The following is a 21,489-nucleotide window of genomic DNA, read 5'->3' as shown; positions in this document are numbered from 1 at the left end:
AACAATTACAAAATTGATGATTCTTTAAGCTTAACAATTCCTTTCGTTCCATCAACGACAACAATATCTCCGTCTTTTATGATTGTTAAGCAGTTCCGAACACTCATTACGGCTGGAATGCCCACTTCCCTTGCAGTAACTGCTCCATGAGATAAAGGGCCGCCTGATTCTGTAATGAGACCTTTGGCAGAATAAAATAGTGTTGTCCATGCAGGATTCGTTGTTCTTGTAACTAAGATGCTACCTTCTTTTACGTTCTTAAAATCATCCACATTTTTTACAATACAAACTTCGCCTTCCACAATACCTGCACTTCCCGGCACCCCCTTTAAAACGCCATCTTTTAACTCGATCACTTCTTCTTCCTTTTCTGAATAGTTCCAAACAGGTGCAGTGTTATACAGTTGTTGAAACTCTTTTCTCCTTTGAATTAGGTCCTGTTCATTTACAGCATTTCCATTCAAAATCTCGTACAGCTCATGTTTATTTAAGAAAAATAAATCGTACGGGTCCGTTAATTTCAATTTCCTACCTAAAATACCAATTGATTTTCTGGCAAGCAAATTAACTCTAGTTGTTTGAAAATGCTCTTCATCATCAAGCTCTGTGTACAAAATTACAAGCTGTACTAAACGATATAGAGACTCCGAGACATCCTCTGATTCGTCTGAAGTTAAGTCCATTAAAACCTTAACCCCATTTGTTTCATGCTGCTGTAATGATTGATTTGGTATGACTAAATCCATTAACACTTCTGGTTTTTCTGCCCATGTTGGATAGTAATAATCAAATGTAAGCTCTCTATGGCCATATTTCTCCAAAAACAACTGAAACTCAGGATTATTCAGTTCACGCTTCTTTATATTTCCTAGTTCCTTATTAATATTTGCTGTACGGATTTTTGCTAATGATAAAATCTTCTCCAAATTACTTTTTGCCATTAGTTGATTTCCACATTTACAAAGCAGCGCTTCAAATAGTGTCCCAACTAAGAAGCTTTGGGTCATGGAGATTGCAATATTTGGTTTGAAATATTCATTTGCTGTAGTAAATAATCTTTCAAAATAGTGCTTAAATGTTTCGAGTGAGTCTATTTCACTTGGAATATAATTCAACTCCCCCATTCTTACTAAATAAAGGGATAGATCGTTTTTCCATTGTTGAGCTAAGTCATGTGCCCAAAAATATTTTTCGTTGAAGTGAGTAATGTCTTCAATTTTTTGCAATTTAAGTGGTCTTTTCATCGCTAACATTTCAACTGCAGTCTGATTTCCATAAATATAGCCATCTTTTTTAGAAAACCAAGGTCTCGTTGGAAGATCGATATTCATTAAGCTTAATGAATATTCAAGCGAAATATTAAATGCTTCCTCAACAAAATCCCATGTTAGTGGAGTTATAGGATCTGGGAAACGTTCTGCTGATTCATCTCTCGTGAAATAAGCTGGAATTGAAGTTTGTGGTCTTGATTGCAATAAATAAACTTCCCCTTCAAAAATGGCCCACTCAATATCTTGCGGTGATGAATAATGCTTCTCAATTTTTTTCGCTAATTTACTTATTTCCAAAACCTGTTCTTTCGTAAGACTACCTTTTACACCTGCTAAATTTTCTTGAATTGTGTTATTTTTCGTATCCACAACCCATGTATCTGTTAATCCTTCACCTGCAACCACATTTTCACCAAGTCCAAAGCTGGATTCGATTAATACTCGATGAAAGACTCCGTGTATTGGATCGACTGAAAATGCTACCCCTGCACTTTCACTAGGTACCATTTTTTGAATGACGACAGCCATACTTGCTTCATCCTGTGAAAAGCCTCTTTCCTTTCGATAAATAACTGCATGCATATTCCAAAGTGACGCAAAACATTCTTTCACTTTTTCTTCTAGGTCATAAACAGATACATTTAAATAGGTTTCATGCTGTCCAGCAAAGGCTGATCCTTCTAAGTCTTCGAATGTGGAAGAAGAGCGAACTGCATATAAAAAGTCAGAGTTAATATGATAAGATATTTCGTCCATCAATTCCGATGGTAGTTCTTTTTCTTTTACTATATTTCTCATTTCTTCGCATTGTTTCTTTAGCACTTCTGTATCTGCATAATGAAATTCCATCGGTTTCCCGTAATACTCTTTGTAAAAATCTGCATGTAGTACGATTCCCTCCGGAACATTAAATCCACTTTGCGTTAAAATTTTTAAATTATGACCCTTCCCCCCATCTTGCTCAATACTTCCTTTATCTTTGAAAGTAGAAATATATCGTTTCATTTCTTTCCCCCTTAATTACTCAATCCCGATAGCATCTTTCCACGGTCGATATAATAAAAGTCCCATGATTGTCACGATAGCATACACCCCAAGAATGATGGGGTAAGTAAATCCTAAGCAAATGTAGATTAATGACTGTACTATGAAAACTGGAACGCCAGATAAAATCCTCCAAAGGGCAATCACATTTTTATCATCAGCGAATTTTTTCCCAACAAAATAAGGTATGCACATCACTGGTAAATTAAAAATAAAGAATACTAGAATGATTGGAGAATAAATGAAGGACCTGAAAATGCTTTTTTTAGGCTTTGTAAACTTATATTCATCATCGTAAACACTTTCTAAAGTGGTTTTAATTTCTTCCATTCTTTCTTCTATTTCTTCCCCAGAAAGTTTGACAGGCTCACCTATTTGGATAAATACATTACTTCTAAAGCTCCAACCCTTTTCATAATGAAGACCAATTGGAATCATTTCTTGATTTTTTAATGATGAATATACATGTACAACTCCTTTTTTGATTGGAAGAAGCCCTTTATTTAAATGGCTCGTTCCTTCTGGAAACATTAGCACACTCGTTCCATTTTCAATTTCTGTATTAATGCGATTTAATTCTTTTCTATTGTGTCGCATTTCCTCCATGTTTTGGGGTTTCCTATAAATTTCAATCTGCCCCCCAAAAAACCATTTCATAAAAGCGTTGTTCGTTAAATTTTTCCCTATAATCGATATTAATTTTTGTTTAAAAACTGAAAGGATAACAAAACCGTCCACTGCCCCGTTTCTATGATTACTTATATAGAAAGATGCTTTGGTTGGAAAAGCTCCTTTTACTTCAATTTTATTGAAATATACTTTTGCTAATAACTTCAATATTCCCATTTGATTCCCCCTTGCAATAATTAGCTTAATAACTATGTGACGGTGGCTTGTTTTCAATTGTTTCACTATTCTAATAAATCCTGAACATATTTAGATGTATGTTGTGTGCATAAAAAAAAGTCGACTCCCTTCTGGTTTAGGAATCGACTTTTGAGGTACTTTGTTGTGAGCTCAATTTTAGTTTGTAATAAATAGTTTAAATTATTCTCTTTCCGCAAGCATCGTTAGTAACTTCACTTGATTTTCTTGAAGTGACTGTACTTCTTTTTCTAATGCTTCTATTTTGGCTAAGACAGGTTTAAATGCTTCATCTAACATTACTTGTAGGCGCATAGCTTTTTCATTTTGTTCCATCATTTAAATAGCCTCCCGTTTTTCATCTTTCTAATATTAAAAGATGCATTTTGTTTACATGTTTATTTTACACCTATCATTTAGATTTTTCATAGGTTCAGTAAAACCGTAAACATATTGTCAAACTTCTTCGTCTTTTTTTCGAAATTAACTACAACAATCACGAATTTAGTTCAAATTTTTTGTATTTAAACATGGCGATGGTGCCGAGTATCGGACCAATTGCTAAAATGATAAAAACCCATTCCCATCCAATTACTTTTTGGATTATTGGAATTAAGTTAATCGAAAAGATGGTAATTAAAAAACCAATACACATTTGGAAAGTAAGCGCTGTTCCAACATACTCCTCTTCTGCTACTTCGGAGACGGCAGCAGAAAATTGAGCAGAATCCGAGATAATGCTTGCTCCCCAAATAATTGCAACGATAAACGTCAGCCATATCGAATGAGTAAAGGTAAAACCTATGAGAATACAACATATCGCACTTACAATCATTGATATTATCGTTAAATTCGAACGACCTATTTTATCTGATACAAAGCCACCGACAACACATCCAATTCCTCCAGCAACACCGATTACGATAAAAGAGCTTAAGGCAATAAACCAATTAGACACATTTGTAGAAGCAGCAGTAAAGCTTGCAGTTAAAAAGGCAGGTAACCATGTCCACATGCCGTATAACTCCCAACAGTGTCCAAAATATCCGTAATTCGCAAGCATAGCAGCTTTATTTCGTACTACTTTACCAATTAATTTTATTGAAAATGGTGTATTCTTTAATTCTATTGGTGCATCCTCTAATATTAAATAGACGATGATTGCTGCCAATATGGCAAGTAATGATGTAGACATAATGATGCTTTGCCAGTTGACGTTGGCAAAAAACACTTTTACGAAATGAGGCAATGCTGACCCTATTGTTAACGCTGCAATTAATATTCCAATGGCAAGTCCCCTTTTCTTCGGAAACCATTGAGATAACATTTTCACAGCAATAGGATACACTCCCGCTAGCGTCACACCAGTTAATATTCGTAACAATATTCCTAAAAATGCAAAATGAACAAACATTAATAATCCATTCAAAACAGCACCAAATAAAGCCGAAATTGCAAAGATTTTTCTTGGATTATAACGATCTGCAATCCCTAGTGCAGAACTAAATAATGTGCCCATGACAAACCCAAGTGGAACAGCGGAAGAAAGCCACCCCTCATAGCTTTCATCTATATTCCAAAGTTCAATTAATTGCGGTGCAATAACAGATGCACTAAACCATAGGCTTAGAGCAAAAAGTTCCGCTATTGAAATCCAAGTTAGCGCCCTCCATGAACGTGATTCCATAGATTCCCCCATTTTAAATAATCCCCATTTACCCAAAATTTGTATTTAGTTTAATATATACGTTTATTAAATTCACTTCAAATTTATTACAAGATGCAGCTTAAAATAAAGAACCTTCAGACTGCACAGTGAAAAGGTTAAATATGAGGTTAAAATGGCCTTGCATGCTTTCTGCTGAATAAATCCTTCTAACCTACGCACATTAAGAATCTAGGAGGTGATCAACATGGGAAATAAAAACAATGCGAAAACTTTAAATGAAAGAACTCACAATCCATTTGAAACCTATAAGCATTTACATCAAAATACAACAAGTCACCAAGATAATCCTGAAGATAATACAGCTGAAATTGCAGAGGAATTTGACTCGAAAGTTAAAAATAAAAATAATGCGACAAATCATGATAAAACACAAAAGTCGAACAAAAATAAATAATTTAAAAGGCGAGACATTGCGTACTCGCCTTTATGTACAATTATTCAGTTAGGACAAGGTTTTATTGGTTTTGTTATATTTAAAGATTTCTCAATAGCCATTCCTGAAGTGTCGCCGTAAGCTCTTTACGTTTATTTGTATAATTATGGTCTGTATCAAACACAACCGTCTCATAGCTAATTTGCGCTTGGTCAAGAATAGGAATGAATGGATCATGGAACTGTTCTTTAGGAAGCTCTTCATCTTCTGTTACCGCAGTGATGAGCAGCTTTTTATTTGTTAATGTCGGTGCAAATAAAAATGTATTCCACTCTTTTTCATGTTCTTTAATTTCATTCATTAACGATTCACCAGTTGCCCCTTTTAAGAAATAAGAGGATTCATCCAGCATGTTTAAAATTCGTTTTTCTGATGCAGGGTCTTCCTCCATTATTTTCAAAAACAATGGGAAGTTTGCGCCAGATAAATATGCAGCTATTTTTATAGAAGGATTGAGTGAAGCCGTTTTTAAAGCCAAGAAACCACCAAAGCTATGACCTACAAGGGCGATTCGATTCACATCAATTCTGTTTGCTATTGAAATGGCTTCATCCTGAATATAATTTAAAGTAGTTTGAACGTCCTCAAGAGCATTAGCAAAGGAATAATTCCCCTCACTTCCCCATGAACCACGATAATTAATTACAAGTACGTTCCAACCTAACATTTGTAGCTCTGTTGCAATATCTAAATTCATCATAGTACCTGGAAATCCGTGTAATAATAAGACTGTTGCTTTTAAATTTTCTCCTTCAGCGATAAACATTCGACCAACAATCATATCTTCACCACTTGGAATCTTTAATAATGATACGCGACTCTTATTTGTTTTTAGCGCACTCACCTAATCCCCTCATTTCCTACCTGTTTACTTTTATTTATTCCATTATATAAATAAGCATACCGTTAAGGCAACACTTTAGACGTATTATTATCTTTCTTCATCACTAAGAAGCTCCCGTAAAAATCGCTCTCTGTTATCTAAAAAATATTTCGTGATTTGATAGTGATCTGTTGATTCATAGTCCACTTCTTCAATACTTTCCTCATCAAAGCTAAAAATGGTTGCCTCAGGATAGCCTAATAATATAGGGGAATGAGTAGCAATAATAAATTGTGTATCTCCAGCAGTTGATAAATCATGGAGGATTTTTAGAAACGTCAGCTGTCGTTGTGGTGAAAGAGCTGCCTCAGGTTCGTCCAATAGATAAATTGCCTTTCCTTTGAATCGGTTCAAAAAAAGGGATAAAAATGACTCACCATGAGATTGCTCGTGCAAGGAATTCCCACCATATGCATCATAAATACTTGGAAATTCAGCTGCAAGTTCATCAATATGAGAAGCAAAATTGTAGAAGGATTCTGCCCTTAGAAAAAAACCATTTGATACTTTCGGTAACCATGAAAGTCTTATGTAGTTTGTAAGTGCTGATTGAGATGCGTGTACTTCATATAAATTGTTACGTCCTCCACCAGCTGTATTAAATCCACATTGATCTGCTACTGCTTCAAGCAATGTGGATTTTCCTGAACCATTTTCACCTACAAAAAAAGTGACATTGCTTTTTAATTCTAGCTGTGTGAAATTTCGTATTGTTGGAATGGAAAAAGGATATTTTCTATAGGATGGTATTTCATCGCGAAGTAATTCAATCTTTCTTAAAAACATTTTATCACCTACAATCTTTTTTCTAATTATGTATTCGACTGTAATTTAATATTTTCCTTTGTACATAAACATAAGCACATATTCTCATATTAACAAATGAAAGGAGATGAACTCATGACTGACAAAAATGATTTCGATATGTATTCAAATTACGATGACAAAATTCCTATGAGAAAGAAAGATACAAAAGCAGTGCGTCCGAATAAAGAAGAATTCGGAATGGAACACAATTCAGAAAAAAACCAATCAAATCAAAAGGAACCCTTCGGTGATTGGGTCGATCGAATGACGAAGGAACTGGAAAACTAAAAAATAAATGGCGAAGTATCTTTATCAACAATTAACATTCGATACTTCGCCATTTTTCAATTATTTTGTTCCGCTAGAGCCAAAGCCGGCTGTTCCACGTTCAGTCTCGGAAAGTTCATCAACTTCTATTAACTGAACTTTGGGTACTGTTTGAATGACCATTTGCGCAATTCGCATTGATTGTTCTACGATAAAAGATTCTTTACCATGATTAATCAATATTACGCCTATTTCTCCCCGGTATCCTTCGTCAATTGTTCCAGGACTGTTTAATACGGTAATACTATGTTTTAATGCTAGTCCACTTCTAGGGCGAATTTGTGCTTCTGTACCTTTAGGTAATTCGATTTTTATACCTGTTTTAATTAATCTCGCTTCTCCTGCTGGAATTTCTACAGTTTCTATCGAATACAGATCCATTCCCGCATCTCCGGGATTTGCTTGAAGCGGCATTTTTGCTTTATCATGAATTCTTTTGATGTTTACTTTGTAGTTCATAGGGGCTCCTTATCGATTAAATTCAAATGTATCATCTGTGATAGGTGCAACTTTTGCTTTCGCATAAGTTGATCCTTTTTGTGAGAAAAAGTCGTATGTAGATCCTTCATTGCGAATACCGTTTAGTACAATTGGGTTGACTTCTTCTTCTGGGAACATTGCCTCAAAGCCGACATTCATTAATGCTTTATTTCCATTATATCGTATATATGCTTCCACTTCTGTTGCTAAGTCCGTCTCACCATATACATCTTTTGTATAGCTTAATTCATTTATATATAAATCAAGCAATAATTCATAGCCCCAAGCTTTTAACTCATTTTGTTTTTCAATAGAAAATTGTTTATAAAGATTTTGAGCAAAGAAACCTACTGCTACTCCATGAATTGATTCGTCCAATATGTTCACATAAGTTCGTCAGACTTATGCCGCATGTTAGCTGCTTATAATTTCTTATAAGTTCAGACCATTTCATACATATTTCTATGCCTCTCCGCTTCGAACGTCATTTTCGACTTACGTTCTACTCTACTTGCTTCCATGCTTTGCACGTGCTTTCGATGGTCGTTGCACCTTATTGAAGATCCAAACAGGATTTTCAATCTTGGCTCAAGATTGCCCTCGCCATAAATTGCTCATAGGATGCAATCTATGCGTTAGGGGGTCCCTTGAATTCAAAGAGTTTTACTTGCGCCACTATTTAACGCAATATTAGTGAAATTACTTCGGCACTGTTACGCAGAATGCCTTGTCCACCTAGATAGAGCGGATAGAAAAATCCCGAATAAAACAGGAACGATTCAAGCATAACGGAAGCATACATCGCTTTCCATAGACTTTCGTCATTGCCCTCTTCGATGCTGTTATAAATTTCGCTAATTTTATTTGCTTTGTATTGAAGAAATTCGTTCTCCTTCACCCATTCAAACAGCTCATCAATTTCCTTGTTTGTGCAAAGAGTTGTAAAGATATAGGAGTAAGACTTTGCATGAATTGCCTCAAATGAAGCAAACACCGTTAATACCGCCTTTTCCTGCAAATCCTTTGCGTGTGCTGCAATTTTGTTCATACCAATATTGGTTTGTACTGTATCAAGTAATGTAAGGCCAGCAAAGACTCTTTTATAGGTTTCTTGATGCTCGAAACTTTTCCACTGTTTAACATCTTTACTTACTGCTATTTCTTCGGGAAACCAAATTTGTTTCCATTGTTGATCCCAAAACACTTGGGCTAGTTCACTTGTTGGTTTATTCCAGTTGACCGCTTCATAGATTAGATTTGACATGCTACACACTCCTCGATTGTTTGTAATCGTTGACGAACATAATAGACGGACTTGATTCCCTTTGTCCAAGCGTAAATATAAATTTTTGCTAGCTGCTCAGTCGTCCAAGCATTGGTAACATAAAGGGTCATCGATATTCCTTGATCCACATGTTTTTGTGCTGCTGCATATAAATCAATCATGTCATAAGGGTTCAAATCATATGCTTCCACATATAAATGTGAATTTTCATTTGTCAAATGTGGCATTGGGTAGATCGTACGGCTATCAGCGTAGTCACGGATTTCTACCCTTTCAGTACACGGTGCTATGGAGGCTGTGCAGCTACGAATATAAGAAATTGAACCCGTTGGCGCCACAGCATTTCTATCCTTTTTACCCTCTCTTTCGAGATACTTTAACACTTCTATCGGAAGTGGGAGTAGACTATACAATCACCCTATTGTTGTATTTCACTAGCCTTTTTTCTAGGCGCAATTTTATATGGGGGAATCTCATATAATTCGTTATATGTTCTACCTTTATACAAATCTTGTACCATCATTAAGGAGGAATTAGTTCTTTTTGATATTTCGGTTAGAGTCAAATTCGTACTGATTAGCAATGAGTAAACCTCTTTCGCTTTTTTTAAACCTTTCGCTCTAGGTCTAACATCTCTTGGTGGAATTTCATATAATTCCGTCCAACTTTTCCCTCTATACAATTTTTGCACCTTACTGTAGGAGACTCCTGTTAATTGAGATATTTCTTTTAGAGTTTTGTCAGTATTCAAAAGTAAATCAAGGACTTTTAATGCGCTTTCTCTTTGTTTTGTTTGTACTGTATTCAAGTCTTTGTTAAAGATTATCTTTTCTTTTTTGTAATTTATCGTATGATTTTCTCCACTATGGATTTTCCTATGGCAAGGTTCACAAACAGATATTAAATTTTCAAGTCTATTTGCTTTTAAATATGTCTCAAAATACACAAATGGAGTTTTATGATGAACAGATAATTCTTGTCCATATTCTTTTTCTGTAATACCACACTTTTGACAAGTAAAATTATCTCGTTCTCTTGCTTTACGTCTTTGAGATAGCCAATTAGATCCATAATATTTTTTTCTACCGGTTTGAATAACATCTAAGTTCATCTCATCTGGAAAAACCGACATCGCTAAGTTATGACACTTTTTAGAACAATATTTATGTTGTCTAGAAGGCATTGTCCATATGGGTTTATCACACATTTTACATAATAAATATCTTCCTTGATTCTTTTTCCATGCCAAAGCAAGGCTTTGACAATATTTACAGCATGTAGTCACTACATCTCTTCTACCAAATGGAACACTAAAAGTTTTATTACAAATAATGCAATCTCTTTCAATCATTCTTCCTACATTACTTTTTTTAGAATAGTCTCTTACTTTGAAAATATCCAATTAGATCGCTCCTTTGTCTATTTTCAATAGGGTGTGGATATGGTAGTCGTTGAGGGTCTATCATTAAATAATATTCTATTTATTAAAGATAGTTCCCTGCTGATTTCCCATTGTATTTAATTAGTCCATTTCTGCTCTAATTAAATCCTTCTACTTTTTTCTGCTCTCGCTCCATTACGCATACCGTTTCCAGTTTCGCTTTGGCAAGAAGGCTTTAGGGGGTTCCAGCATTTAAATCCATTTTCGATACATGTTCACCATGTAAAGGCGCAGTAAGTTTACGCGTTAAATAAACCGTATTGCATTACTTCTTTTTTTAAATCTTTCCACATAGCAGTTGTGATAATTGGAATATTACCAAGTGCTTTTAACACAATTGGCGATAATTCTTTCTCTTCTTTATTTACATAAGAGTCAAAATAAACCCCTGATGCATAATCACTATCTTCAAATCGATAGAATGTTTCGCCGCGCTCTTTTGCAATTTCCATTGAAGACTTAAGAGAATAATAGTTCATCGCTTCCATAAAGCAATCTGTAAAATCAATAGATTCCTTTGAACCATAAAGAATGCCTTGTGATACAAGGTGTCCATGAAGATTCATCGCTCCTAGACCAACGGAATGCATCATTTGATTGGCCTTTGCAACGGAAGGAACATTTTTGATGTTTGTCATAGACGATACGTTTGTAAGAAGTCGCATCGAAGTATCGATTAATTTATCAAAATCTTTACTCTTACTCGCTGCATGAATATCAATTGAACCTAAATTACAGGATACATCTAAACCATATTCATTCGGTTGATCTTGATCTGTAATCACACTCGTCATCTGCATTTGTAAAATCTCTGTGCATAAGTTTGACATTTTCACTCGCCCAATATTTTTCAATGGATGTACATCATTAACATTATCATCAAAGATTTCAAATGGATAACCTGATTCAAATTGAGCCTTTTTCACCTCTGTATAAAGACTCCGCGCATTGAGACGCTTAACTTTTCGGATATTCGGATTGTTTAATAGCTCATCATACATTTCTGTAATCGATATTTCAGACATACGTTTCCCGTACTCGTTATAAATATCATAAGGGCTAAATAATACGATATCTTCATCTCTTCTCATTAATTCGAAGAAAATACTTGGGATAATGATTCCTGTAGACAATGTAGCCAGACGGATTTTATCATCTGCATTTGGCTTTTTCGAAGAAATAAAATTTTCAATATCCGCATGGAAAATATTTAAATAAGCAACGCCTGATCCATTGCGTTGCCCAAGCTGATTTGAATAAGAAAAAGAATTCTCTAATAGCTTCGCAACTGGAAGCACCCCACTTGCACGATTTAAAATACCTTTGATGGGATCACCTAATGGACGTAAATCCGTTAAATTAACCCCTACACCTCCACCAAGACGAGATAGTTCTAAACAATATCCAATATTCTCAGCAATGCTATTCATGGAATCATCCATTGTAAGCTTAAAGCAGCTCACTAGTTCCCCTCGTGCCTTTTTCCCACTATTTAAAGCGGTTGGCGTTGCTGGTTGGTATGCTTCCATCATTGCTTCAACGGCTCTTTCTGCCAGTTGCTCATTACCTTGGGCTAAGTACAATGCAATAATCACGATACGGTCTTCATATTTTTCTAGAATTTCTTCCCCATCTCTACTTTTCATTGCATAGCTATCATAAAACTTACTTGCACTCATGAAGGATGGGAAACGGAAGTTATATGCATATGCCTTTTCATACATTTTTTTAATAAATTCCATATCGTACAATTCGATAAATTCATTTTCATAATATCCTTCATCAACTAAGTAACGAATTTTCTCTTCAATATCATTAAAATTACGTAATTTACCATTCACAAATTCTAAAAAATAATGTCTTGTTGCTTCACGATCCTTTTCTAACTCTAGTCGACCTGTTGAGCTATAACGATTCAATACTTCATTGTTAAGCGTTAAGTAGGTTTTCATTTTCCACCCTCATTTCATAAAACTGTTGAATTGCTTCATAGTCTGATTGAAAGCCACGCAATTCAATTTTTCTTACTAATGGAACCTGATAGGCCAGCGCAATCTTATCTCCAGCAGCTCCAAAATATTGATGACCAAAATTCGTATTTCCACTTACTACGACACCTTTGCATAAATGTCCATTTCTTTCTAAAAAGCGCGATACCTTTGCTGGAACTTCTCCTAATCTATCTGTATATGTGATTAAAAGATATGGGGTATCCACTTTTAGATCCTCTGTAAGCTCAATTGAATTTACATTTAATTTTGAAACGATATATCGAACATTCCCAGTCCTGCTTGCATATACAATCATTGCGGAACCAGCTCAATTGTTGAGACAATCTCCTTTACATCTCCTATCAATTGGCCGTTATAGTCAAGAACAGGAACAGTTAAAAATCCTGCTTGTACGATTTTCTGTTTCGCTTTTTCATCGTGATCAATATTAATAATTTCAACATGTATGCCCGCACGTTGAAATTCAGATTTTACATACATACATTTGGGGCAAATTGTTTTTGTGTATAGTTTCATTACTAACTCCCTCTTTCCAATTAAATTCAAATAAAAAAAGCTATCTCTTCGAAAAAAGAGATAGCTTGGAAACGTTCAGAAATTGATAAACGGAACATCTCCATTCCTCAATCCCCGAAGAAATGATTGATCGGCTTTATAAGGCAGGTCTCCTGGCTTTGCTTCAACCTCCGATTCCCTTCCCATGTGAAAGTCACACAGTGGATTTGAATCTTCGTCAGCTTTACAGTTGCGGGGACAGCGTTGGGATCTCACCAAACTTCCCTTTTAAACTACATATAGTAGTACCTTCATAAAACTAATACAATATATTGTTTTCGTTACTAAGTGTACCATAATCTCACATTAGAGTAAATCTATTAACGTGTTACTTTTTATTCAAATTAATCTAGTAGATAAGAATCTAGTTTGGTTAAGTTTTGATATTTTAATGATATAAACCTATAAAAATACCCAACACACAAATAATAAACAATTATGTGTTAGGTACTAGGATTAACACTAAATCTGTATTAATTTATTCTCTTTTATATGAAATTTCAAATCTGCTACATTTTTAACAAATGTTTTGTCATGTGAGACAAAAATAACTGTCCCTTCATAACCTTTAATAAATTTTTCTAAAGCTTCAATAGCATGAATATCTAAGAAATTTGTCGGTTCATCCAGTATCAAAATATTATATTCCCCGAGAAACAATTGGCATAAATGCAGTCGAATAGCTTCTCCTCCACTAAGGGATTTTACAGTTTTTATTAGGTCTGTTCCATCAAATTGCATTAAATGAAGAATACTTCTTAAAAAACCTTCATCATAGTCAGAACGATTTTTTATAAATTGTAAGACCGTTTCATCTGATGTAAATTGGTAGCTCATTTGATGAAAATACCCAATTTTCACTTTAGGAGAGATCGTTAATCCTTCTCCCTGATTAACTATATATTGAAGCAGTGTACTTTTCCCACTTCCATTTGGTCCTGAAATGGCGATTTTTTTACCTAATGGAAGTTGAAAGCTGACCTCTTCTAATAAAATTTTATTAGCAATTCTGAGTGTGAGACGGTTCGCCATAATAGGAAACTTGTTGTGTAATTCTACAGCTTTTGATTGACGAAATACGATTTGCCTTTCCTCTTGTACTGCCTCTACGACTTCAAGTTTTTCCACTCGTTGCTCGATTGCTTTTGCAGCTTTATGCACAGCTTTTTGACTCGAAGCTTTTGATTTTGTTTCAAACATGCGATTTGCTTTTGCTTTCGATTCTTTTTTCGACATGTTGTTTGCTTGGGCTATTTTTTCAGCCTTTTTCATTTTTTCCTGTGCAGCTTTTTCAAGTCTACTTTTTTCTTTTAAATATTGTTCGTGTGCTAAACTTTGTTGTTCTCGTTCTAATTGTTTTTGTGTAAGATAGTCACTATAATTCCCCGAATAAACATGTACTTGACCATCACGAACTTCCCAGATAGTTGTCACTAGTTCATCAAGCACATCACGATCATGACTAATGATGACGAGAGCGCCATAATAATATCTTAACTCTTCTATTAAAAAAGAAATCCCGTCTTGATCAAGATGTGTCGTGGGTTCGTCGAATAAGTATGCTTCGTAATAATGAGAAAAAGTTTGTGCTAGCTTAAGTCTTGTCTGTTCGCCACCACTTAAAATTTCCGAATCCTTTGGGATGGCCAGCTTCCCTATGAATGCCGCATCTGCTTCAAAGGACGTAGGTGCTTCAAGTTGTTCAAAATAGCCACTTGCAACATGTCTTTTCACAATGCCACTGGTTGGCTCCATTTTACCAGCTAATAGTTTTAACAATGTACTTTTTCCAGCACCATTTTTCCCCACAATCCCAATACGGTCAAATTGGTGAACAGCAAGTCTATCAATTTTCAATATTTCCTTATCTAAATAATTCACTTCAATATTTTCTAATTCAAAACATGTTTGTTCCATTTTTGCTACCTCCGAAATAATCATTTCGTATCGATAGCTAGGATCGATACGAGCTTGTTATATAACCAAGCTCGTATTAGAAGAACAATGGTAAATACATAGCTTTTCCTCCTAACTTTATAAAAATAAAAAATCACAGTCTGTATAACTGTGATTTCGAGTAAAGGGAATTGAGGTGAGTCCTTATATTTTCATTTAATTAGCTTTTATTAAGCTGTACTACTTTTTTCTGACGTTTGCCTTATTTAAGTCAAAATGAAAGAAAGGCAGATTATATCCACCTTTCTCTACATTGACTATTTGCTTTATGAACAATGAAGATGATTAAAAAAGGACAGACTACTCCCATTTACTCTGTAACATATACAGAGTCTTTAAACTATATTCAGTTATTAGTTTAAAGCTGGGAAACGAAGTCTCATTGAAGCAGTCATTTTTTAATAATCCTCCTAAGATATGAAATAAATTACGAGGTTAATCTATCATATTAAATAAAAAAAGTCAAATATTCGACTTGTACCAATATGTTATTAAAAAGAAAGTAGATAAACTCTGACTACTATTAGAGTTTATCTACTTTCTTAACTGGCGATGGCTAAGCCCCTTCGCTCATTTCTTTATTATGTTCCACAAAACGTTCTATATGGTCTATCTGTTGGTTCTGGTAAGGAACAATAGTCTTCTTGTTCTGGTACGTAAGCATAAGGATCTGCTAGAACCTTTAACAGCTTCTCCATAACACTAAGGTCCCCTTTTTCAGCAGCTTCTAGTGCTTCTTCAACACGATGGTTGCGCGGAATAACTGATGGATTGCTTACCTTCATTAATTCCAACACTTCAGTTTTTGATTGTTTTTGGTGATTTAGCCTAGCTTGCCATTTTCCATCCCATTCTTGGAATTCATTTGATTCGAATAACGCCATGTTTTCTAGTTTGTTTATCGTCAATGCACGAAATGTATTTGTGTAATCTGCGCGATACTTTTCCATTAAATCTAGTAATTCGTAAATAAGCGCTTCATCTTGTTCTTCTTCACTAAATAGCCCGAGTTTTGCTCGCATTCCTGATAGCCATTTTTCATTATAAATTTTTGAAAACTCTCCAAGGATACTTTGAGCTAGTTCAACAGATTTTTCTTCATCTTTATCAATGAGTGGGATTAAACATTCCGCAAAGCGCGCTAAATTCCAAACCCCAATCTGTGGTTGATTACCATAAGCGTATCGACCATGGGTATCTATAGAACTAAACACTGTTTTTCGGTCATAGGTATCCATAAATGCACACGGACCATAATCAATCGTTTCGCCGCTAATCGTCATATTGTCTGTATTCATCACACCGTGAATAAAGCCTACTAGCATCCATTTTGCAATTAACTCTGCCTGACGTTCTACTACTGCATGAAGGAAATTTCCATATCTCGTATCATCATATTCAATATCTGGATAATGTCTTACAATCGTATATTCTGCAAGTGTTTGAAGCTCCTCAAAAGTCCCCCACTTTGCAGCATATTGGAAAGTACCGACTCGAATATGACTTGCTGCCACTCGTGTAAGAATGGCACCTGGCAAATCCGTTTCACGCATAATTTGTTCACCTGTTGAGACGACAGCTAAACTTCGAGTAGTGGGAATACCTAATGCATCCATAGCTTCACTAATAATATATTCTCTCAGCATGGGCCCAAGTGCCGCCCGCCCATCTCCCCCTCTTGAATAAGGAGTTCTTCCAGCACCTTTTAATTGAATATCAAATCGTTCTCCCTCTGGTGTGACTTGCTCTCCAAGTAAAACTGCACGACCATCTCCCAGCATTGTAAAATGACCGAATTGATGTCCCGCATAGCTTTGTGCAATTGGTTCAGCACCATCTGGAATACTGTTTCCTGACAATATCGCTGCACTCTCATCACGATTTAGCGCTTCTGCACTTAATCCCAGTGATTCAGCTAATTTCTCATTTAAGACAACTAATGTAGGAGACGAAACAGGTGTAGGGTTTATCCTTGTATAAAAAGATTCCGGTAGACGTGCATAGCTATTATCAAAATTCCAATTAAATTTTTTTGTCATACGAAACCTCTTTTCTTTGATATATGACGTAATCAACATGTACTTAATAAGCTTATTTTCTACTTCATAATGTTGATTATACTTTTACTTCATTGAAAAATGATGAATTGTTTAATTTACCAGCTTATAAGGTCTATTCTTTATGTTATGCGAAATTCCCTGTTAACTTAAGGAAAATTTTTCATCACCCTAGACTAAGATTGTAGCTTCTTTGTTCAACATTTCAGTAAACTTCTCAAGCGTAGTAGACATATATCTATCTTTACGATGGATAAAGATTGTTTGAACTTTTCCAAAACGCTCAGGAATAGAATGCCATATAAGCGCCCCTTCTTCTATCTGTTTGACTACTACACTACGTGGAAGTAAACTTATACCCAATCCCGCTGAAACGCAGCCGATAATTCCATCAAGTGTTCCAAACTCCATTATTTTTTCTGGTATTACCCCTTCTTCTTTCAACCATGCTTCAAATCTAGCCCGATATGAGCACCCACTACGGAATACTAATATCGTTCGATTTTGAATTTCCTTTAAAGAATTTAACGATTGATGGTGCATATCTGTTATAAGTACTAGCTCCTCTTCAATTACTGTCTTATAAGCAAGCTCAGGATGCTCGATAGGACCTGCAACAAAAGCTCCATCTAATTCATATTGTAAAACACCTTGAACATTTTGTTCAGTTGGGCCCGTTCTTAATGTAAGGTCTACTGCAGGATATTCACGATGGAATTTTGAAAGCAATGCCGGTAAACGAACCGCAGCAGTAGTTTCCATTGATCCTATTACTAAAGGACCTTTTGGTGCTTGATCATCATTTATTACTTCTCTTACCTTGTTAAGAAGTTGAAATATTTCCTCCGTATAAGATAGTAATATTTCACCTTTATCAGTAAGAGTTACCCCTTTATTATGTCGATAGAATAACGTTGTCTGAAGACTTGTTTCCAATTGTTGTATTTTTGATGTGAGATTAGATTGTGCATAGTTTAACTCTTTGGCTGCTTTTGAGATACTACCTAACTTTGCAACAGCTTGAAAAAATCTTAATGATTGTAAATCCATCGTCATCCCCCTCTTGATATATAAATAAGCGATACCCTTATATCAATTTTACGTATTATACCATATATCAAAAAACAGATAAGATAATTATAGAAATAAAAATTATAGTTTTTAAAGGGGGTGAACTATTGAATAAACAGCCTGTTTTATTATTGGTCGGTGGCATTTTTTCACTAATGATTGCAATGGGGATTGGAAGATTCGCTTATACACCTATTCTGCCACTTATGCAAAATGCGCTTTCCTTTACTGACGCATTAGCAGGTTTTCTTGCTTCAAGCAATTATGCTGGATATTTAGCTGGAGCAATATTAGCAGGGGCTCTTCCGTTAAATAAACATAAAACCCATTATTTAAGAGTTAGTCTCATTGTTAGTGTGATTACTACGTTCGCAATGGGGCTTTCTCACTCGTACATTTTAATGCTTATACTTCGATTAGTTTCAGGAGTAGTAAGTGCATTCATTTTTGTTTTAGCTTCTAGTATTGTACTGGATAGACTAGCTAGGGCTGGTAAAACAAATTGGTCAGGCTTCTTTTATTCAGGGGTCGGACTTGGCATCTTTTTTTCAACATTTTTCATACCGAGTTTAAACAGTTCATTCGGCTGGGAAGGTGTATGGATAGGACTAGCTATTGTTAGCACACTTTTATCAGTATTTGTATGGAGATGGCTAAATGATTCTATAAGTACTGAAGTAAATAAGAAAAATCCTGTAAATGAACTACCAGTGCCACCCGTTAAATGGCTTCCTTGGTTAATGATTGCCTATGGATTAGAAGGTTTAGGTTACATTGTAACAGGTACATTTATCGTATCGATTGCCCAAAACACATCTACTTTTCATATTGATTCATCTTTAGTTTGGATAGTTGTTGGCTTTGGGGCAATTCCTTCCTGTTTTGTTTGGTCATCCCTTGCCAAAAAGTATGGGTTTGTAAAATCATTAGTTTTATCAATGATTCTACAAGCCATTGGTATTGCCCTACCTGTATTTTGGTCTACTCAAACGAGCCTATTCATCAGTGCATTATTGTTTGGAGCAACATTCATGGGGATTACCACACTTGCTACAACATTAGTGCGCCAAATGAGTCCAACAAATAGCAGTCGAATCATTGGTTATCTTACAGCTATTTATGCAACTGGCCAAATGATTGGGCCAACAGTCGCTGGAATTTTAACGTCTTTCACTCAAAGTTATAACGCCGCTTTAATAGGAGCAGCCAGTGTAGTATTTGTTGGAGCACTGTTCCTTATTAGTGGAATTCGATTTGACAAAAAAGACCAATCTTGAAACTTCACCTATACAATAAAAAGGAAATGAGGAAATGATTATGCCATACGTAAACATTAAAATTACAAACGAAAACGTTACACCTGAAAAAAAAGCTGCACTTATTAAAGGTGCTACACAACTACTTGTTGATGTATTAGATAAAAATCCCAATACAACTGTAGTAGTTATTGATGAGGTTCATACGGATAATTGGGGAATTGCTGGAGAATCAATCACAGTTCGTAGAAAAAAGGGACAATAAATCAAGTTGGTTTTAACATAAATTGAAATACTAACGAGTAAAAAGAGCGGAATGTTTTCAACCGTCTCTTTTTTGCCTTTAATAGCCTAGAACTTTAGTAAACCTAATTATCACTTATTTTACATTATTTAGAAATGTGTTAACATATAATTGTTGGTAAAAAGAAATAAACATAATTAGTAGTTGGTGAGTAATTATGTTAAAAATTTGTAAGAAATATATTTTTCCATTATTATTAGTTATTTTGGTATTCCTATCTTACCTGCAACATACAGAAATAACGAAACTACAATCAAGATTAGGCTATTTTTATAAAACGGAATTCCGGACTGTTCTGAGTCTTAGTTCAGATTACAGTACTAAATATTCTTTTTTATCTAATAGCGATCCTTCAAGCGAGCTGTTATATGAATACTCTGGAAAATACCTTGATGCAAGTTTAGAAATTTCTAGAATTAATAGTCGATTAGCATTATTAAGTGATACGTTACAGGCTATTGGAAACGGACTCAGACAGGTTGATATGCAGCCAGATTTAGTAGCATCCATTTTGAAAGATATAAAGTTTGTAAATGAGTATGTGACGCACATTAACGATAACCTAACCGATAATGAGATAGATTGGTATAAAAATTTACATGAAAGTACAGAAAGTGAGTTGATTGAACAGATTAATTCGCTTTTGAAAAATTAGTAAGGCACTCATGTACATTAACTACGTTGTTCGTAATATGAGCAAATTAAAGCCAAAAGAGGTTCCTTCTTAAATGGTAGTCGCGATTAATATTTAAGCGATAAACATTTGAAAAAGTTTAATGGTTAAAAATGCTGTTAACAAGCACCCAAAGGCAGTTAATAATATTACTTTTCTATTGTCTTTCTTTTCTTCGGGTTTAATTAATTCATTAATTTGTATATACCATACCACTATAGTTAAAAGGGCCAAAATCCCGATAAACAAATTAATCACCTCCGAAATACTACTATTAAGACTTGTTAGTTATTTTAACATAAATAAAGAAATCAAAGTGGGTTTGGAGGGTAATTTAGCAGTAGGAACAAAACTGTTATTACTTTTTTAACGACCATCCCTAACTCTGGCCCTTTAACTTAATACCGACATGCTTTCAAATAAAACCTATTAAAAGAAGTCTTTCAAAACTTCACCGCAATTTATTAGTGCTCACCCTTCTTCATTTCCCTAATAATCCATTCACTCGCACTGTACAAATCAGGATAAACAGCATCCGCTAGTCCATCATCGTCGCCAATAAATACTGTTTTAGTCCCTGCCTTTTTCCCAGCTAGTATGTCTGTATCCGTATCACCCACCATATAGGATTTTTCTAGTTCAACATCATATTTTTTTGCTAAGTCCTCGATTAACTTCGAGTTTGGCTTTCTACACAAACAACCCTCTTTCGGCTTATGAGGGCAATAAGCTACATCGTGAACTACAGCACCCACCCTTCTTAGCTCTGCCATCATATGCTCATGAATTTTTTGAAGCTGCTTCTCCCGCATAAAGCCTAAACTGACTCCACCTTGGTTAGTCACGACAAATATATAATCAAAGTACTCATTTAAATTCTTAATCGCTTCAGGAACCTTAGGTAAAAAGTATAAATCACGAGGTTTATTAACAAATTTCACTCGCTTTGTTAACACCTCATTAATAACACCATCTCTATCTAAGAATACAGCTGTTTTCAATGTATCTCACCTTTCTTAAGTTCAACTTTTCATTACATAT

The 21,489-nt window shown here is 35.0% G+C and carries 24 protein-coding genes and 1 riboswitch; of the genes, 5 read left to right on the top strand and 19 right to left on the bottom strand.

Annotated elements, in window-relative coordinates:
* Positions 1–5 precede the first annotated feature (5 nt).
* The 4 genes from CD30_RS00550 to CD30_RS00540 all read right to left on the bottom strand — a co-directional run bounded on the left by CD30_RS00550 (position 6) and on the right by CD30_RS00540 (position 4,866).
* Positions 6–2,276 carry a PEP/pyruvate-binding domain-containing protein gene (locus tag CD30_RS00550; protein ID WP_036170907.1) on the bottom strand — a complete coding sequence of 757 codons (2,271 nt, stop codon included), beginning with the start codon at positions 2,274–2,276 and terminating at the stop codon, positions 6–8.
* 15 nt (positions 2,277–2,291) lie between these two features.
* Positions 2,292–3,161 (bottom strand): 1-acyl-sn-glycerol-3-phosphate acyltransferase, encoded by an 870-nt coding sequence (locus CD30_RS00545; RefSeq protein ID WP_036170903.1) that lies wholly within the window; start codon positions 3,159–3,161, stop codon positions 2,292–2,294.
* Between the two features lie 201 nt (positions 3,162–3,362).
* Positions 3,363–3,518: a hypothetical protein gene (locus CD30_RS19985; RefSeq protein ID WP_156962292.1), complete on the bottom strand. Its 156-nt coding sequence runs from the start codon at positions 3,516–3,518 to the stop codon at positions 3,363–3,365.
* Positions 3,519–3,675: 157 nt separating this feature from the next.
* Complete coding sequence (locus CD30_RS00540) at positions 3,676–4,866, bottom strand: MFS transporter (RefSeq protein ID WP_036171417.1); 1,191 nt, start codon at positions 4,864–4,866, stop codon at positions 3,676–3,678.
* Positions 4,867–5,092: 226 nt separating this feature from the next.
* Here CD30_RS00540 and CD30_RS00535 point away from each other — a divergent pair, with 226 nt between their 5' ends.
* Entirely contained in the window at positions 5,093–5,302 is a 210-nt protein-coding gene (locus CD30_RS00535; protein ID WP_036170899.1) for a hypothetical protein, read from the top strand.
* A gap of 79 nt (positions 5,303–5,381) precedes the next feature.
* On the opposite strand, the gene CD30_RS19355 is transcribed toward CD30_RS00535, so the two are convergent.
* The gene (locus tag CD30_RS19355) at positions 5,382–6,185 is read right to left on the bottom strand and encodes an alpha/beta hydrolase family protein (RefSeq protein ID WP_052125992.1); all 804 of its coding nucleotides are present in this window, start codon (positions 6,183–6,185) and stop codon (positions 5,382–5,384) included.
* A gap of 87 nt (positions 6,186–6,272) precedes the next feature.
* The gene (locus CD30_RS00525) at positions 6,273–7,010 is read right to left on the bottom strand and encodes an AAA family ATPase (protein ID WP_036170896.1); all 738 of its coding nucleotides are present in this window, start codon (positions 7,008–7,010) and stop codon (positions 6,273–6,275) included.
* A gap of 114 nt (positions 7,011–7,124) precedes the next feature.
* On the opposite strand from CD30_RS00525, the gene CD30_RS00520 reads away from it, so the two are divergent.
* Positions 7,125–7,319 (top strand): hypothetical protein, encoded by a 195-nt coding sequence (locus tag CD30_RS00520; RefSeq protein WP_036170891.1) that lies wholly within the window; start codon positions 7,125–7,127, stop codon positions 7,317–7,319.
* Between the two features lie 60 nt (positions 7,320–7,379).
* Here CD30_RS00520 and dut read toward each other — a convergent pair whose 3' ends face one another.
* The 11 genes from dut to CD30_RS00465 form a co-directional block, all read right to left on the bottom strand.
* Positions 7,380–7,817, bottom strand: a complete 438-nt coding sequence (dut, locus tag CD30_RS00515) for a dUTP diphosphatase (RefSeq protein WP_036170888.1) — start codon at positions 7,815–7,817, stop codon at positions 7,380–7,382.
* 9 nt (positions 7,818–7,826) lie between these two features.
* A complete protein-coding gene (locus CD30_RS00510; RefSeq protein WP_235801977.1) occupies positions 7,827–8,216 on the bottom strand; it encodes a ribonucleotide-diphosphate reductase subunit beta in 390 nt (129 codons plus the stop codon).
* A 301-nt stretch (positions 8,217–8,517) separates the two neighbouring features.
* Positions 8,518–9,102 (bottom strand): ribonucleotide-diphosphate reductase subunit beta, encoded by a 585-nt coding sequence (locus CD30_RS00505; RefSeq protein WP_036171412.1) that lies wholly within the window; start codon positions 9,100–9,102, stop codon positions 8,518–8,520.
* Entirely contained in the window at positions 9,090–9,536 is a 447-nt protein-coding gene (locus CD30_RS00500; protein WP_235801976.1) for a hypothetical protein, read from the bottom strand. Before CD30_RS00500 ends, CD30_RS00505 begins: the two co-directional genes overlap by 13 nt.
* A 5-nt stretch (positions 9,537–9,541) precedes the next feature.
* A complete protein-coding gene (locus CD30_RS00495; RefSeq protein WP_235801975.1) occupies positions 9,542–10,525 on the bottom strand; it encodes an HNH endonuclease signature motif containing protein in 984 nt (327 codons plus the stop codon).
* A 278-nt stretch (positions 10,526–10,803) separates the two neighbouring features.
* Positions 10,804–12,516, bottom strand: a complete 1,713-nt coding sequence (nrdE, locus tag CD30_RS00490; RefSeq protein ID WP_036170881.1) for a class 1b ribonucleoside-diphosphate reductase subunit alpha — start codon at positions 12,514–12,516, stop codon at positions 10,804–10,806.
* On the bottom strand, positions 12,494–12,871 hold the full coding sequence (gene nrdI / locus CD30_RS00485) for a class Ib ribonucleoside-diphosphate reductase assembly flavoprotein NrdI (RefSeq protein WP_036170877.1): 378 nt from the start codon (positions 12,869–12,871) through the stop codon (positions 12,494–12,496). The genes nrdE and nrdI overlap by 23 nt, the downstream gene beginning before the upstream one ends.
* Positions 12,868–13,092, bottom strand: a complete 225-nt coding sequence (locus tag CD30_RS00480; RefSeq protein ID WP_036170874.1) for a glutaredoxin family protein — start codon at positions 13,090–13,092, stop codon at positions 12,868–12,870. The genes nrdI and CD30_RS00480 overlap by 4 nt, the downstream gene beginning before the upstream one ends.
* Positions 13,093–13,217: 125 nt before the next feature.
* A riboswitch (cobalamin riboswitch) is annotated at positions 13,218–13,399 on the bottom strand.
* Positions 13,400–13,593: 194 nt separating this feature from the next.
* Positions 13,594–15,048 carry an Msr family ABC-F type ribosomal protection protein gene (locus tag CD30_RS00475; RefSeq protein WP_036170871.1) on the bottom strand — a complete coding sequence of 485 codons (1,455 nt, stop codon included), beginning with the start codon at positions 15,046–15,048 and terminating at the stop codon, positions 13,594–13,596.
* 620 nt (positions 15,049–15,668) lie between these two features.
* Entirely contained in the window at positions 15,669–17,126 is a 1,458-nt protein-coding gene (locus CD30_RS00470; protein ID WP_036170868.1) for a protein adenylyltransferase SelO, read from the bottom strand.
* A 189-nt stretch (positions 17,127–17,315) separates the two neighbouring features.
* Positions 17,316–18,194, bottom strand: coding sequence for a LysR family transcriptional regulator (locus CD30_RS00465; RefSeq protein ID WP_036170865.1), 879 nt, complete (start codon positions 18,192–18,194; stop codon positions 17,316–17,318).
* 128 nt (positions 18,195–18,322) lie between these two features.
* Here CD30_RS00465 and CD30_RS00460 point away from each other — a divergent pair, with 128 nt between their 5' ends.
* From CD30_RS00460 to CD30_RS00450, 3 genes are all read left to right on the top strand, one after another.
* Positions 18,323–19,492: a YbfB/YjiJ family MFS transporter gene (locus CD30_RS00460; RefSeq protein ID WP_036170861.1), complete on the top strand. Its 1,170-nt coding sequence runs from the start codon at positions 18,323–18,325 to the stop codon at positions 19,490–19,492.
* Between the two features lie 40 nt (positions 19,493–19,532).
* Entirely contained in the window at positions 19,533–19,736 is a 204-nt protein-coding gene (locus CD30_RS00455) for a 2-hydroxymuconate tautomerase family protein (protein WP_036170858.1), read from the top strand.
* Between the two features lie 196 nt (positions 19,737–19,932).
* Positions 19,933–20,430 (top strand): hypothetical protein, encoded by a 498-nt coding sequence (locus tag CD30_RS00450; RefSeq protein ID WP_036170855.1) that lies wholly within the window; start codon positions 19,933–19,935, stop codon positions 20,428–20,430.
* 93 nt (positions 20,431–20,523) lie between these two features.
* Here CD30_RS00450 and CD30_RS20255 read toward each other — a convergent pair whose 3' ends face one another.
* Both CD30_RS20255 and CD30_RS00445 read right to left on the bottom strand, forming a co-directional pair.
* The gene (locus CD30_RS20255) at positions 20,524–20,697 is read right to left on the bottom strand and encodes a hypothetical protein (protein WP_088350678.1); all 174 of its coding nucleotides are present in this window, start codon (positions 20,695–20,697) and stop codon (positions 20,524–20,526) included.
* A gap of 215 nt (positions 20,698–20,912) precedes the next feature.
* Positions 20,913–21,449: a D-glycero-alpha-D-manno-heptose-1,7-bisphosphate 7-phosphatase gene (locus CD30_RS00445; protein WP_036170853.1), complete on the bottom strand. Its 537-nt coding sequence runs from the start codon at positions 21,447–21,449 to the stop codon at positions 20,913–20,915.
* Positions 21,450–21,489 lie beyond the last annotated feature (40 nt).

The organism is Ureibacillus massiliensis 4400831 = CIP 108448 = CCUG 49529, from assembly GCF_000772965.1.
Lineage (GTDB): Bacteria > Bacillota > Bacilli > Bacillales_A > Planococcaceae > Ureibacillus > Ureibacillus massiliensis.
Note: the sequence above shows the minus strand (reverse complement) of the source record. Positions and strands in the feature narration are given on the sequence as shown.